We start from the raw sequence: 15127 nt of genomic DNA, 5'->3' as shown, positions 1-15127 counted from the left end.
CCGCCAGGTCAGTTCAACCGGGCCCGCAGCTGCGTGGCCTGACGGCGCAAGTCCGCCGCGGCGTCAGGGTGGGCATCGGCGAGCGCCTCGTACAACGCCGCCGCCGACCCGAAACGGCCCCCCTCGCCGAGCGCGTCGGCCAGGCGCCGGCGACCCCGCGGGTCGAGCACCTGGGGAACTTGCGCGCGCAGTTCCATCGCGGTCAGCGCCTGCTGGCGCTCACCGCGCAGCTGGAAGCTCCGCTCGAGGTTGGCGAGGATCCTCGCGACGATCACGCGGGGAGCGACCGGCCGGAGCCAGCGCTCGTCGAACGCCACCCGCCGCCCGCCGTGCAGCCGCTGGACGATCGCGGCGCACTCCTCGTTCGACCGCACCGCGCCACCTGCGAACGGGTCACGCACCTGTCCGGTGACGTCGAGCAGGACGAAGTGGCCTGGCATCCCGACACCGTCGAACGGCACGTCGACGCGACGGCCGACTTCGATGACCACGACCGCCAACGTGATCGGCATCCCGAGGCGCCGTTCGAGCACGCGGTCGAGCAGCGAGTTCTCCGGCGCGTAGTAATCGTCGGCGTCGCCCCCGAAGCCACCGTGGTCGAACACGGCCCGGCACACGCCGTCTGGTGATCGGTCCGTGACGTTGCCGGCCACCTCGTCGAGCACCCCGAACGCGCCCGCGTCGTCGACGATCGGCTGGAAGCACGCAGACAGCGCGAGACAGATCCGATCGAGTCGGAGGTCGTCGGCTGGTCGGTTCACCAAGTCGACGAACGCGTCATACGACACGCCGAGAACTCTACCGGCCCCGTCCGGCTGGTCGGGCGCTCGTCCCCGCGCGGCCGGGTCGACGGCAAGGGGCCGACGACTAGGGTCCCGCGCCATGGCTCCCGATGAGACGAACCCGGCCGCCGACGAGCACCCCTGGTGGCCCGGCGCGCGAGCGGCGGCACAACCCGACGCCCCCGCGCAGATCATGGCGGACACGGGCGACATCACGACGTACGCCGAGCTCCACGCCGGCGCCAACCGCCTCGCCCGGTGGCTCCAAGGGCAGGGCCTCCAGCCTGGTGACCACGTCGCGTTCTGCATGGAGAACCATCCGCGCTACCTCGAGGTGGCCTGGGGATGTGACTACGCCGGCCTCGTCTTCACGGCGATCAGCTCCCGGCTGACGGCCGAAGAGGCCGCGTACATCATCGGTGACTGCGGTGCCCGCGCGTACGTGACCAGCCGCTACCTGGCCCACCAGGCGGCCGAGCTGGTGCCGCTGACCGGTGAGCTCCCCCGCCTCATGCTCGACGGCATCATCGCCGGCTACGACTCCTACGAGGACTCGGTCGACGGCCTCGACAGCAGCGACCTCGACCACTACGTCGAAGGCGTCGACATGCTGTACAGCTCGGGCACCACCGGCCGTCCCAAAGGCGTTGACCTGCCGTTGCCGGCGGGCGAGATGGGCTCGCCGAACGCGCTGGTCCTGTTGACCAGCATGCTGTTCGGCTTCCAACCAGGGTCCATCTACCTGTCGCCCGCGCCGCTGTACCACGCCGCACCGCTGCGGTTCTGCATGTCGGCCCAGCGCGCCGGCGGCACCGTGATCGTGATGACCCGATTCGACCCCGAGCAGTACCTCGCGCTGATCGACCGCTACAAGGTCACGCAGACGCAGGTGGTGCCCACCATGTTCATCCGCCTCCTCAAGCTGCCCGAGGAGGTGCGCAGCCGCTACGAGGTGTCGAGCCTGACCCACGTGGTGCACGCCGCAGCACCCTGCCCGGTCGAGGCCAAGCAGGCGATGATCGAGTGGTGGGGTCCGATCATCCACGAGTACTACGCCGGCACCGAGGGCAACGGGTTCGTCTATTGCAACAGCGAGCAGTGGCTCGCACACCCCGGCACCGTCGGCACCGCCCTCCAGGGACAGATCCACATCTGCGGCCCCGACGGTGAGGAGGTCGCGGCGGGCGAGGCCGGCACGATCTACTTCGGCGGCGGCGAGTTCCGATACCACAACGACGACGCCAAGACCGCCGAGTCCCGTAACCCGAGCCACCCCGAGTGGTCGACGCTCGGCGACATCGGCTACCTCGACGCTGACGGCTTCCTCTACCTCACCGACCGCAAGGCCCACATGATCATCTCGGGCGGCGTGAACATCTACCCCCAGGAGGCCGAGAACCTCCTCGCGCTGCACCCCAAGGTCGACGACGTCGCGGTGATCGGGGTGCCCAACGAGGAGATGGGCGAAGAAGTCAAAGCGGTGGTCCAAGTCGCCCCGGGTGTGGACGCCAACCAGGACCTCGCCGACGAGTTGATCGCGTACTGCCGCGAGCACCTCGCGCACTACAAGTGTCCTCGCACGATCGACTTCGACCCCGAGCTGCCGCGCCACCCCACGGGGAAGCTCTACAAGCGCCTCGTCCGCGACCGTTTCTGGCCTGACGCCGCTGCGCCAGCTGCGGGAGCCTGAGGACGTGCCGGCCAGCCGCTGGACGTTCCTCGACCATCCCGGCACGCTCGCGTTCGCCCACCGCGGCGGCGCGAGCGACGCGCCCGAGAACACGATGCCCGCGTTCGAGGCGGCAGTGTCGCTCGGCTACCGCTACCTCGAGACCGACGTGCACCTCACCGCCGACGGGGTGCTGCTGGCCTTCCACGACGACCGCCTCGACCGCGTCACCGACCGCACCGGCACCATCGCCGAGCTGCCTTACGCCACGGTCGCCGAGGCGCGCGTCGACGGCCGCGAACCCATCCCGTTGATGGAAGACCTGCTGGGCGCCTGGCCCGACGTGCGCATCAACATCGACCCCAAGCACGACGAGACCGTCGAACCGCTGGCCGAGGTCATCCGCCGCACCGGGAGCGTCGAGCGGGTGTGCATCGGTTCGTTCTCCGACAAGCGCCTCGCCCAGATCCGCGAACTGCTCGGACCTGAGCTGTGCACGTCGCTCGGCCCGCGCGGCGTGGCCCGCCTGCGCGGCGCTTCCTTCCACCTTCCCGCAGGAGCGTTCGATGCGGGCTGCGTGCAGGTCCCGCACCGCGCCAAGGGCCTCACGATCGTCGACCAGCGCTTCGTCGACACGGCCCATGCCCGCGACCTGCAAGTCCACGTGTGGACCATCGACGACCCCACTGAGATGGTGGAGCTGCTCGACCTCGGCGTCGACGGCTTGATGACCGACCGCCCGACCGTCCTGCGCGACGTGCTCGAGCGCCGCGGCGACTGGACCCCCCGCCCCTGAACAAGTCGCCTTCTGCCCGCAAAATCCCACCATCGCGGTCGCTCTTCACGCGCAGCAGGGTGGGATCAGGGGAGCAGGACGTTGGGGTTGAGGATGCCTGCGGGGTCGAGCGCCGACTTGATCGCCCGGAACGCGGCCAGCTCCTCGGGCGAGCGGTTCAGCGTCAGCCACCGCCGTTTCGCGGTGCCGATGCCGTGCTCGGCGGAGATGCTGCCGCCGAGGCCGGCCACCAGCCGCAGCACGGCGTCGTCGACGCGCTCGTCGTCGGGCTCGACACCGGTGACGTTCACGTGGACGTTGCCGTCGGCTGCGTGGCCGAACAACCACACCTGTGCCGTGCCGGCCACGGCCGTCACTGCGCCCGTCACCCGCTCGAGGAACTCGACGAGGGTCGCCGCCGGGAGCGTGACGTCCAGCTTGTGGGGTGCGCCCAACGTGCCGATCGCCTCCGTGTGGCCCTCGCGCCAGTGCCACAGCTCGGCGCGCCGGGCGCGCTCCTCGGCGACCGCCACGTCGACGACCCCGTCGAGTGCGTCGACGGCCGCGGCCAGCTCGTCGGTCGAGTCGAGGAGCCCCGCGCAGCCGACCACCAGCGCGGCCGGAGGGATGGCCTCGAACGGCGGGCGGTGACCGCTGACGCGTGCCACGAGCTCGAGCCCGGGTGCCAGCACCAGCTCGCACGCTTCGAGCGATGGGAGCGAACGGCGCAAGGCCCCCGCGGCCACCAGAGCGAGGGCCACCGACGTGAAGCCCACCATGGCCACCACCCGTGCGGGCGCCGGCGGATGCAACCGGAGGCGCGCCCTGGTGACGATGCCGAGCGTGCCTTCCGAGCCGCACAACAGGCCGGCCAGGTCGTAGCCGGTGTTGTCCTTCATGAGCCCACCGAGGTGCGACACGACCGAACCGTCGCCCAGCACCGCCTCGACGCCGAGCAGTTGGTGGCGCGTGCCGCCGTAGCGCAGCAAGTGGAGGCCGCCGGCGTTGGTGGCGATGGTGCCGCCGATCGACGCGGAGTCCCGCGCGGCGAAGTCGATGCCGTACATCCACCCGGCCGCGAACGCGGCGTGCTGCACAGACGCCACCGGCGCCCCGGCCTCGGCGGTGAGCTGCCCGGCTGTGTCGTCGACCGGTTCGACCGTGCTCAACCGGTGCGTGCTGATCACGACTTCCCCCGCCAGCGGGACGGAGCCGCCGACGAGACCGGTCCGCCCGCCTTGGGGCACCAAGGCGACGGCCTCGGCGGCGCACACCGACACGACCGCGGCGATCTCGGCGGTGTTGCCGGGCCGGACGACGGCCGGTGTGGCGCCCCGGAACCGGCCGGTCCAGTCGACCGCGTACGTCGCGGTCAGGTCCGCGTCGGTGAGGAAGTTGGCCGCGCCGACGATGTCGCGCAGGGCGCGGGCGACGTCGGGCGGCAGCGACGGCGGCACGGCAGGAGGTCAGGCCTCCGGATCCGCGAACTGCGGCTCGCGCTGCTCGAAGTAGGCAGTGACGGCCTCGACCTGGTTCGGCGAGCCGATCAGCTGACCCATCTCGATGGACTCGGCGACGAGCGACTCGGCCAGCGGCCGCTGATCGACGTCGTGGAGCAGACGCTTCCCGGCCCGGATCGCGTGGGGGTTCTTGCCGGCGATCTCGTGTGCGAGCGCGAGCGCGTCGGTGCGAGGGTCATCGGACGTGCGGGTGGCGAGCCCGAGCTCCACGGCTTCGGTACCGCTGACGATCCGACCGGTCCACGTCAGCTCTTTGGCGACGTCGAGGCCGACGTGGCGGACGAGTTGCGGAACACCGGTCATGTCGGGCACCAGCCCCCAGCGGATCTCCAGCACGGAGAACTTGGCATCGGGGGCGGTGATGCGGATGTCGGCCGCCATGGCGATCTGGAACCCACCGCCGAGGGCGTGGCCGTGCACGGCGGCGATGACCGGCACCGGTAGCTCGGCCCATCCCCACGCGGCCTGCTGCGGCCGGTTGGTGATGCGGCCGTCGTCGCGCGCGCCGAGCTCGCGGGGAAGCCGGGGCTTGCCCGCTCCTTCTGCTCTCGGCGGAGCGTCGGAGCCCGCCATCGCCTGGAAGCTCGAAAAGTCCAGGCCGGCACAGAACGACACGCCTTCGCCGGAGAGCACGACCGCCCGCACCGACGGGTCGGCGGCCAGCTCATCGCTCGCCACGACGAGCGCCTCGAACATCGCGGGATCCAGCGCGTTGCGCTTGTCGGGGCGATTCATCCGGACGTCGGCCACCCCGCCGTCCATGGTCACGGTCACGCGATCGCTCATGGACAGAGTCTGCACCGCGTGGACCGCGGTCGCGCCACGCGCGGGCCGCGCCCGCCACGACGGGTCCTGCGTTCGGCATACTGCGGCCATGTCTCCCCGCTCCTTCCTGCTCGACGACCGACTCGCCGCCTACGTCGGCGCGCATGCCGCGCAGCCCGACCAGGTGCTGCGCGACCTCGCCGAGGAGACCGCCGCGCTCGGGCCGATCTCAGGGATGCAGATCGGCCCCGACCAAGGGGCGTTCATGACGCTGCTGGTGCGCCTGGTCGGCGCCACCAACGCCGTCGAGGTTGGCACGTTCACCGGCTACTCGTCGATCTGCATCGCCCGCGGTCTGGCCGACGGCGGCCACTTGCTGTGCTGCGACGTGAGCGAGGAGTTCACCGCGATGGCGCGCAAGTACTGGGGTGTGGCCGGCGTCGGTGATCGGATCGAGCTCCGCATCGCTCCCGCCATCGACACCTTGCGTGCGCTCCCGACCGATCCGGTCGTCGACTTCGCGTTCGTCGACGCGGACAAGACCGGCTACCTCGACTACTACGAGGAGTTGGTGCCGCGCCTGCGTCCCGGCGGCCTGCTCGTGGCCGACAACGTGCTCCAGAACGGGAACGCCGCGGCACCGCCGGCCGACGATGACCACGAATCCGTCGCAGCGATTCGCGCCTTCAACGACCATGTCACCGCGGACGAGCGGATGGAATCGGTGCTGCTCCCGCTCGCCGACGGCCTCACCCTGGCGCGCCGTCGCTGACGCTGGCCGAGTCGGTCCCTCGGGCCGCTCCGTCCGATCTCGCCCGCCCGGGTCCGCGATCAGGCCTGCTGCACCGCGGGGGTCAGGCCGGTTGGGCCTGGCGATCGGCCACCAACCGCGGTCGCCGCGGTTCGCCACGACCTGGCGACACGGCAACCGCCCCAATAGCCGCAGCCCGACCGTCCGCGCCGGGCACCTGCCCGGCTGGGGGCGGGGCGCCCGCCGGTGCGGAAGCCACCGCCGGCTCCTGCGCGACCGCGGGCACGGCTGGTTGGGTCCCGGTGTCGGCCGGGGCGCGCACGCCTACGGCTTCGGCCCTGCGCAGGCACTCGGCTGCCTCTTCGGGGCGGCCGAGCACGGTGAGTACCACGCTCAGGTTGTGGTCGCACTCCCCCACGCTGCGGCGGGCGCCGGCCTGCGCGAACGCCTTGCGGGCATCGAGCAGCCGGGCCGCGGCTTCCTCGGGCCTGCCCATGTCATGGAACACGACGCCGAGGTTCTGGTCGCAGGCCGCCGCTTCGGCGCCATGGCCTACTGCCGCGAAGATGCGGCGAGCTTCTTGGAGGTACTCCGCGGCGTCGTCGAGCTGGCCGAGGTCGTGGAGCAACAAGCCCGTGTTGTGCGAGCACGCCGCGACGCCTTCCCGGTCGCGCGCTTCGAGGAACTGCTTGCGGACGGCCACGAGCTGGTCGATCGCGCCGTGCACGTCGCCGAGCTCGGCTTGGAAGATCGCCAGGTCGTGATCGATCGTGGGCAGCAGCTCGGTGTGACCGGCCGCCGCGTAGGTGGAGCGGGCGGATTCGAGGCAGGTACGTGCGGCGGACGCATAGCCGAGGGCCCGCAACGCCTCTGCGAGCGTGACGTCGACCCCAGCCAGGGTGACGTCCCCGGCCCCTGCCGCCTCGAGGCTCTCCCGTGCGCCGCGCAGCCGCGGCACGGCCTCGCCGCTGCGACCGATCAGGACCAGCGCCAGTCCGGCGATGCGCAGCGCTCGAGCTGCGGCGACGCAACGACCGGCACCGATCAGCTCCCGGCAGGCCGCGAATGCGGGACCCGCGGCGCGCTCGGGCTCGTCGGCATCGCGCCGGTGCGCGGCCAGCGCCAGGAGGGCCAGACCCCGCTCCTCGCCCGGCGGCAAGTCGGAGATCGTCCGGCGCTCCGCAGGCGAACCGCCGCGAGCAGGTCGCACGGCCGTCGCTCGTGGGTCGGTCATCGGACGCCTCGGGGGCACGGGGTCGTCGTCGGCATCGGCGGGCCAACCTACCGCGCCGGCGGTGCCGGCTCCCAGCGCGCACCGTGACGGACGACCCGGGTCGGCGCGGGTGGTAGACCGAGCGCGTGCCGCACCGCCCCCGTCTCGCCGTCGTCGGCCGGCAAGGCTCGGGCAAGGGAACGCAGGCGGCCCGACTCGCCGAGCGCCTGCAGCTCACCCACGTCTCCACCGGCGACCTCTTGCGGGCAGCCATCGCCGCGCAGAGTGATCTCGGCCGCCGTGTGGCCGCCACGGTGGAGCGAGGCGCGCTCGTCGACGATGACGTGATGTTGGAGCTGATCAGCGAACAAGCGCGGGCCGGCGACTGGGCGCGGGGCGGTGTCGTACTCGACGGCTACCCCCGCACGGTCCGCCAGGCCGAGACGTTCCTCCGGGCGCTGCCGGACGTCGGGCTCGACCTCGCGATCGAGCTGCAGGTGCCGGTCGACGACGTGCTGGCGCGCATGGCCCGGCGACGGGTGTGCCCGGTCTGCGGGACGGTGGTCACCGTTGACGACCCGTCGGTCGCGGAGGTGCCATGCCCGCTCGGGCACGGGCCTGCCGTGCGACGCGACGATGACCTTCCCGACGCGATCGAGCGTCGCCTGGCGATCTATGAGCGCGAGACCGGCCCGCTGTTGCACTGGCTCGCCGCGCGCAGCCTGCTGGCCGAGATCGACGGCACCGGCAGCCCCGACGAGGTCGCAGAGCGTGTGCACGCCACCGTGACCAGCCGATTGGCGGCTGGCGCCCCCCACCCGAAGTGACAAGGAGCCGATGGATGACTGACGCCTGCACCGTGTGGTTCAACCCGCGCTGCTCCAAGTGCCGCCAGACCCGCGACCTGCTCGCCGAGCGCGACGCGCCGGCCGAATACCGGGAATACCTGGCCGACGCGCCCACGCGCGCGGAGCTCACGACGTTGATGCGCCAACTCGGCATCGACGATCCGCGGGCGATGATGCGCACCGGCGAGGCCGTGTATGCGGAGCAAGGCCTCGACGCGGTGTCGGGATCCGCGCTGCTCGACGCGATCGTCGAGCACCCGATCCTGCTGGAGCGGCCCATCGTGGTGCTCGGTGATCGGGCCGTGATCGCCCGCCCGCCCGAGCGGGTCCAAGAGCTGCTCGGCTGACAGTGAGGATCGGCGTGGGCTGTCGCGATCGCTTGCTGCGCCACGGATTCTGGATCGTCGAACGAAGGTTGACCCGCGGGTCAATCGGAGCGGCTATAACGTACGCACTTGCCCGGCAGTGAAGCCGGTCACAGCTGCGCTCCATCGGGCTGACCGGTCCCAGCACCACAACATCACCGCAGAAATGACCTCAGGGGGATCCATGAGAAGCACCGCCAACCGCGTCCGTCGCTTCGGCACGTTCTTCACGATGGTCGCTGTGGGCCTGCTCTTCGTCGCCTCGTGCGGCGGCAAGGGCGGCGGCAGCAGCAGCTCGAGCGTCGACCTCTTCAAGCAGGGCAAGGGGGCGTTCCTCGGTGTCGACATCCGCCCCTCCCCTAAGACGCCGGGCGAACCCGACGCCGGGCTCACGCCGGTTCGCGGCGGCACCGTCACGTACGGCCTCGAGGCCGAGGACGAGGGTGGCTACTGCCTGCCCGAAGCCCAGGCCGACATCTCCGGTGAGCAGATCATCCGCAGCGTGTACGACACGCTCACAGCGCCGGGCGCCGACGGCCAGTACCACCCGTTCCTGGCCTCCAAGGTCACCCATTCCGACGACTACAAGACGTGGACCATCACGCCGCGCGCCGGTGTGAAGTTCAGCGACGGCACGCCGCTCACCGCGCAGGTCATCAAGGACAACCTCGACGCGTACCGCGGCGCGCTGCCCGCCCGCCACCCGCTGCTGTTCATCTTCACGTTCAAGAACATCGCCACCACCGCCGTGCAGGGCAACGACGTCGTGGTCACCATGCACCAGCCGTGGGTCCGCTTCGACGCCGCCCTCTTCGGCCAGGCCCGCGTGGGGATCATGGGCGAGAAGCAGCTCAACGCCGACCCCAGCTCGTGCGCCAAGGACCTGGTGGGCACCGGCCCGTTCATCTTGCAGCAGTGGGTGCCGAACGACCACTACACGATGGTCCGCAACCCGAACTACTGGCTCAAGGACGCCAACGGCCAGCAGCTCCCCTACCTCGACAAGATCATCTACAAGCCGATCCCCGATGGCCCGACCCGCCTCAGCAACCTCGAGGCCGGCTCGATCAACGCCATGCACACCTCCAGCGGTGCGTCGATCCAGAAGCTCCGGTCGGACGCCGACGCCGGCAAGGTCAACATGATCACGAGCGTGCACGACACCGAGATCGGCCATTTCATGTTCAACACCGCGAAGGCGCCGTTCAACGACCTCGAGACGCGCCAAGCCGTGTCCATGGCCATCAACCGTGAGAAGGCCAACGAGCTCGTCGGCGACGGTGTGCCGCCGCTCGGCCAGAGCGCCTTCCCGCCCGGGCAGAAGGGCTACCACGACACCGGCTACCCGAAGTACGACCCCGCGGCCGCCAAGGCGCTGGTCGCCAAGCTGAAGCAGGAAGGCAAGCCGACCAGCTTCCAGATCAGCGCCACGCCCGACTCCGAGACCGTGCGCACCGCCCAGCTCGCCCAGGCCGACCTCCAAAAGGTCGGTTTCAAGGTGACGATCACCACGCTGGAGCAGGCGAAGCTGATCAACAACGCCATCTCCGGTGACTTCCAGATGGTCACGTGGCGCAACTACGGCGGCACCAACCCCGACAACCAGTACGTCTGGTGGTACGGCAACGGCAACCCCGTGAACTTCGCCCGCTACAACGACCCGGTCATCAACTGCCTGCTCGACGTCGGCCGCTCGGCCATGGACGTCACGGGCTGCTTGAAGCCGGGGAGTGACGCGGTGAAGGCAGACCCGAAGATCGCCAACATCGATCCGAAGGACGAGAACGCCGTGTACGGCGCCATCAACGACCGGTTCGCCACCCAGGCGTACTACGTGTGGGGCGCTTACTCACCGTGGACCATCGCCACGGCCACCAACGTGCACGGCATCCTCGGGCCTCCGCTGCCCGACGGCACCAAGCCGTGGTACGGCCTGTTGAACGGCGACTCTCCGGCCGGTTTGTGGGTGTCCAAGTGACACCCACGGCGGGCCCCGGGCGAGGGGGCGGGTAGGTCACTCGATGGTCGTCTTCTACGCCAGGAAGGTCATCACACTCATCGCCGTACTCATCCTGGTCACGTTCTTCAGCTTCCTGCTGGTCTCGTTCCTGCCGGGCAAGCCGGAGAAGCTGCTGGTGCCGGTGCAGACCACCGGCGAGAACGCGCACACGATCGTGGCGTACCAACAGGAGATCCGCCACGACCTCCACGAGGACAAGCCGCTCCTGCAGCGCTACGGCTACTGGTTGAAGGACTTCGTCCACGGCGACCTCGGCTACTACTACCTCGGCATCGGCAACAAGCGGCCGGTGTCGGAGTCGGTCAGCAGGGCGTTCCCGATCTCGCTGCAGCTGCTCGTGTGGTCGCAGCTCCTCGCGCTCGGGATCGCCATACCGCTCGGTGTGTTCGCCGCGCACCGCGCGGGCAAGCGGGCTGACCGGATCACCAACGGCGTGCTGTTCGCGGGGTTGGCGATACCCAACTTCGCCCTCGCGCTCGTGCTCGTGTACTTCTTCGGCGTCAAGCTGAAATGGACCTACGTCAGCGACTACCACGGCATAGGCCAGGGCATCGGCCCCTACGTCAAGTCGATGATCATCCCGGTGATCTCGCTCGCGGTCGCGCAGATCGCGGTGTACCAGCGGCTGTTGCGGACCGACATGATCCAGACCCTGCGCGAGGACTTCGTGCTGGTGGCCAAAGCCAAGGGCATGTCGTCGAAACGGGTGCTGTGGCGCCACGCCCTGCGCCCCTCGAGCCTCACCTTGCTCACCGTCGCGGGGTTGAACGTCGGCACGCTGATCGGCGGCGCCATCGTGATCGAGGTGCTATTCCGTCTCAACGGCATGGGCTTCCTGCTCGGCGACGCGATCAGCCGGCGCCAGTACGTGGCGGTGCAGAGCCTCGTCGCGCTCATCGCGGCCGTCTACGTGGTCGTGATCTTCATCATCGACATCTTGTACAGCGTGCTCGACCCGAGGATTCGCAATGTCCGACCTGCGCACTGACGCCGGCACCGACCCCGCGGTCCTGCTCGCCGCGCCCGCGCCCGAGATCCGCGCACTGGACCGCAAGAAGTTCTCATGGGGCTTCTGGCTGGCCGCCGGTTGGCTCGTCCTGATCGTCGGGCTCGCGCTGCTGGCGCCGGTCCTGCCGATGCCGGCGCTCAGCGACACGAGCCTGGCGGTCAAGAACCTCGGCCCGTTCCGCGATCTCGGCCACCTCCTCGGCGGCGATGCGAGCGGCGGCGACCTGCTGTCACAGGTCATCTGGGGCGCCCGCACCTCGCTGGCGATCTCAGTCGTGGCCGTCGTCGCCGGCACCCTCATCGGCGGCCTGATGGGCCTGGTGGCCGGGTACTTCCGGGGTACCACTGACACGGTCCTCACCGGCATCGCCGACGCGGTCCTCGCGTTCCCGGCGCTGGTGCTCGCGCTGGCACTCGCCACGTTCCTGCGCGGGGGCCAGAGCGGCGGGTCCGGTGGCAACGGGCTGCCGCAGCAGGTCGTGCTGATGTTGGCCCTGGGCATCGTGTCGATCCCGATCCTGGCCCGCATCACCCGCGCGTCCGCGCTGACGTGGAGCGAGCGCGAGTTCGTGCTCGCCGCCAAAGCCCAAGGCGCCACCAACATGCGGATCCTGTTCCGGGAGGTGTTGCCCAACGTGTGGCCCTCCATGGCGTCGATCGCGCTGCTCGGCGTGGCCGTGGCGATCATCGCCGAGGGTGGGTTGAGCATCATCGGTGCCGGCATCACCCCTTCGACCGGCATCACGTCATGGGGGGCGGTGATCGCGGGCGGCCAGACCACCTTCCGCGACAACCCCTACACGGTGTTCATGCCGTCCGCCGCCATGTTCTTGACCGTGTTCGCGCTCAACTTCATGGGCGACGCGATCCAGGAGCACTTCGAAGTCCGGGAGAGCGCGCTGTGAGCCCCGCCGAGACGGCCGACATCGTCGAGCCGAGCGCCGACACCGACCAGTCCGAGGGTCCCCTGCTGCTGGTCGAGGACCTCCACACCACCTTCCGGGTGCCCGCCGGCACGGTGCGCGCCGTCGACGGCGTGTCGCTGCGACTCGAGCGCGGCCGCACTCTCGGCATCGTGGGCGAGTCCGGCTCGGGCAAGTCCGTGCTCAGCCGTTCGATCATGGGTCTCACCCCCGCCAACGCGGTGCGCAGCGGCAGCGTGAAGTTCGACGGCGTGGAGCTCCTCGGCAAACCCGAGGACGAGCTCCGCGATTACTGGGGCACGCAGATCTCGATGGTCTTCCAGGACCCCATGACCGCGCTCAACCCGGTCATGCGCGTCGGGAACCAGATCACCGAGCCGCTGCGGGTCCACCTCGGGATGAGCCGGGCCGACGCCACTGCGACGGCGATCCGCCTGATCGAGTCGGTCGGCATCCCCGAGCCCACCCGGCGGCTGCGCCAATACCCCCACGAGATGTCGGGTGGCATGCGCCAGCGGATCATGATCGCCATCGCGCTGGCCTGCGGCCCCCGCCTGTTGCTGGCCGACGAGCCCACCACCGCGCTCGACGTCACCGTGCAGGCGCAGATCCTCGATCTCCTGCAGGCACAACAGCAGGACCGCTTCATGGCGATGGTCCTGGTCACCCACGACCTCGGCGTGGTCGCCGGGCGGGCCGACGAGATCGCCGTGATGTACGCCGGGCGAGTGGTCGAACGAGCAGCGACCACCAGCCTGTTCCGCCACACCCGGCACCCGTACACCGAAGCGTTGCTGCGGTCGATTCCCCGGCTCGAGAACCCCAGCCACACCCGCCTCGCCGCCATCACGGGTCGGCCGCCGAACCTGCTCGACCCCCCACCAGGCTGCAAGTTCGCAGCCCGATGCCCGTATGTCCGCGACCGGTGCCGGGCTCAGGAACCACCCCTGCTCGACGACGGCAACGGCCACGAGTACCGCTGCTGGTTCCCCGTCGACCTCGACGCCCGCGACGTCGCCGGCGTGGCGATCGGCGAGACCGTCACCGACACCATCCAGATCGCCACGACCGTCGAAGCGCAAGAGCAGGCCGCCGCCGAGATCGGGGCCACCACCCCCGATGCCAACGGCGGACCACCGGACGCGCAGGGCCGCGAACCCGACGGGGCGGACGAGCCCGGGCCCACCGCCGAGCCCGCGGAGCCGACCGAGCCCGCCGGCGTGGCGCGGAGCGAAGGCGAGGAACCAACGCGGGCCGAGGCACCCGGCGAGGCTGCTGCGGGCACGCCAACCGCGGGCGTCATGGCCGACGCGGCGGCACCGGCCGACGGTGGCGCAGACCCGACCGCGAGACACTTGCCGCGCGTGCGGATCCGGCGGCGAGCCACGCCGCTGCGCGTGCGCCAACCAACGGAACACGAGGACGGCGACTGATGGCCGGCACCGGAACCGCCCACCTGCGCGACGCGGACGACGTTCTGTTGCGCGTCGAGGATCTCGTCGTCGAATTCCCAGCCGGGCGCGGCCGCAAGGTCCACGCCGTCACGGGCATCAGCATCGACGTCCGCGAGGGCGAGACGCTGGGGCTCGTCGGCGAGTCCGGCTGCGGCAAGTCCACCACGGGCCGGGCCATCATGCAGCTGCCGGCACCCAAGAGCGGCCGGGTCGTGTTCGAGGGTCGTGACATCGCCGGCGCCAAGGGCAAGGTCCTGCGCCATGTCCGCACGCGGATGCAGATGATCTTCCAGGACCCGATCTCGTCGCTCAACCCGCGCCGCAAGGTCGAGACCATCGTCCGAGAAGGTCTCGACATCTGGAAGATCGGCGACAACAAGTCCCGTGACGCCAAGGTCGCCGAGCTCCTCGACGTGGTGGGCCTCGACCCCGACGTCACCCGTGGTCGGCGCCCGTTCCAGTTCTCCGGCGGGCAGTGCCAGCGCATCTCGATCGCCCGCGCGGTGGCCACCGAACCCAAGCTGATCATCTGCGACGAGCCGGTCTCCGCGCTCGATGTGTCGGTCCAGGCGCAGATCCTCAACCTGCTCGAGGACATGAAGGCCCGCTACGGGCTCACGATGATCTTCATCGCCCACGACCTCGCCGTGGTGAAGAACATCAGCGACCGGGTGGCCGTCATGTACCTCGGGAAGCTGTGCGAGGTCGGCGCGCCCGACACCTTGTACGCCGCGCCCGCGCACCCCTACACCGCGGCGCTGCTCGGCGCGATCCCGGTACCGGACCCGGAGATCCGACCGGAAGACCGGCCCACGATCGGCGGCGAGATCCCCTCCCCGTTGCAGCCACCGTCCGGTTGCCGGTTCCGCACCCGGTGCGACCGGGCCCAGGACCTCTGCGCCGAACGGGAACCGGAGGTCCGCGAGGTGGCCGACGAGCATTACGTGGCCTGCCACTTCCCGCTCGTCGGCGAGCAGGCGGTGCCGGTGGAGATCAACGGCGCGGCGGCCAGCCCCACTCCGGCCTGACGCTTC

14 protein-coding genes are annotated in these 15127 nt (G+C 70.4%); 10 read left to right on the top strand and 4 right to left on the bottom strand.

Translation table 11 applies throughout. The features are described 5' to 3' along the window. Positions 1-8: 8 nt before the first annotated feature. Positions 9-788 carry a transglutaminase-like domain-containing protein gene (locus VHA73_08010; GenBank protein ID HVX17963.1) on the bottom strand — a complete coding sequence of 260 codons (780 nt, stop codon included), beginning with the start codon at positions 786-788 and terminating at the stop codon, positions 9-11. A 94-nt stretch (positions 789-882) separates the two neighbouring features. Here VHA73_08010 and VHA73_08005 point away from each other — a divergent pair, with 94 nt between their 5' ends. Next, entirely contained in the window at positions 883-2472 is a 1590-nt protein-coding gene (locus VHA73_08005) for an AMP-binding protein (protein ID HVX17962.1), read from the top strand. A gap of 4 nt (positions 2473-2476) precedes the next feature. Next, positions 2477-3247, top strand: a complete 771-nt coding sequence (locus VHA73_08000) for a glycerophosphodiester phosphodiesterase (GenBank protein ID HVX17961.1) — start codon at positions 2477-2479, stop codon at positions 3245-3247. A gap of 65 nt (positions 3248-3312) precedes the next feature. Here the strand turns inward: VHA73_08000 and VHA73_07995 are convergent, their stop codons facing one another. Together VHA73_07995 and VHA73_07990 are read right to left on the bottom strand one after the other, a co-directional pair. Further along, entirely contained in the window at positions 3313-4683 is a 1371-nt protein-coding gene (locus VHA73_07995; GenBank protein HVX17960.1) for an FAD-binding oxidoreductase, read from the bottom strand. Between the two features lie 9 nt (positions 4684-4692). Then, entirely contained in the window at positions 4693-5532 is an 840-nt protein-coding gene (locus VHA73_07990; GenBank protein ID HVX17959.1) for a crotonase/enoyl-CoA hydratase family protein, read from the bottom strand. Positions 5533-5620: 88 nt separating this feature from the next. Between VHA73_07990 and VHA73_07985 the strand changes: the two genes are divergently transcribed. After that, on the top strand, positions 5621-6283 hold the full coding sequence (locus VHA73_07985) for an O-methyltransferase (protein HVX17958.1): 663 nt from the start codon (positions 5621-5623) through the stop codon (positions 6281-6283). Positions 6284-6365: 82 nt separating this feature from the next. Here the strand turns inward: VHA73_07985 and VHA73_07980 are convergent, their stop codons facing one another. Continuing rightward, on the bottom strand, positions 6366-7496 hold the full coding sequence (locus VHA73_07980) for a tetratricopeptide repeat protein (GenBank protein HVX17957.1): 1131 nt from the start codon (positions 7494-7496) through the stop codon (positions 6366-6368). Positions 7497-7621: 125 nt separating this feature from the next. Between VHA73_07980 and VHA73_07975 the strand changes: the two genes are divergently transcribed. The 7 genes from VHA73_07975 (at position 7622) to VHA73_07945 (ending at position 15121) form a co-directional block, all read left to right on the top strand. After that, the gene (locus VHA73_07975; protein ID HVX17956.1) at positions 7622-8302 is read left to right on the top strand and encodes a nucleoside monophosphate kinase; all 681 of its coding nucleotides are present in this window, start codon (positions 7622-7624) and stop codon (positions 8300-8302) included. A gap of 14 nt (positions 8303-8316) precedes the next feature. Next, the gene (arsC, locus tag VHA73_07970) at positions 8317-8670 is read left to right on the top strand and encodes an arsenate reductase (glutaredoxin) (GenBank protein HVX17955.1); all 354 of its coding nucleotides are present in this window, start codon (positions 8317-8319) and stop codon (positions 8668-8670) included. A gap of 202 nt (positions 8671-8872) precedes the next feature. After that, positions 8873-10666, top strand: coding sequence for an ABC transporter substrate-binding protein (locus VHA73_07965; protein HVX17954.1), 1794 nt, complete (start codon positions 8873-8875; stop codon positions 10664-10666). Between the two features lie 43 nt (positions 10667-10709). Further along, complete coding sequence (locus VHA73_07960) at positions 10710-11696, top strand: ABC transporter permease (protein HVX17953.1); 987 nt, start codon at positions 10710-10712, stop codon at positions 11694-11696. Next, the gene (locus tag VHA73_07955; GenBank protein HVX17952.1) at positions 11677-12621 is read left to right on the top strand and encodes an ABC transporter permease; all 945 of its coding nucleotides are present in this window, start codon (positions 11677-11679) and stop codon (positions 12619-12621) included. Before VHA73_07960 ends, VHA73_07955 begins: the two co-directional genes overlap by 20 nt. Beyond that, positions 12618-14072, top strand: a complete 1455-nt coding sequence (locus VHA73_07950) for an ABC transporter ATP-binding protein (protein HVX17951.1) — start codon at positions 12618-12620, stop codon at positions 14070-14072. The genes VHA73_07955 and VHA73_07950 overlap by 4 nt, the downstream gene beginning before the upstream one ends. Beyond that, positions 14072-15121: an oligopeptide/dipeptide ABC transporter ATP-binding protein gene (locus VHA73_07945; protein HVX17950.1), complete on the top strand. Its 1050-nt coding sequence runs from the start codon at positions 14072-14074 to the stop codon at positions 15119-15121. Before VHA73_07950 ends, VHA73_07945 begins: the two co-directional genes overlap by 1 nt. Positions 15122-15127 lie beyond the last annotated feature (6 nt).

This window comes from Acidimicrobiales bacterium (assembly GCA_035547835.1).
Classification (GTDB): Bacteria; Actinomycetota; Acidimicrobiia; order Acidimicrobiales; family Iamiaceae; genus DASZTW01.
This window is presented reverse-complemented; position numbering and strand designations above follow the sequence as displayed.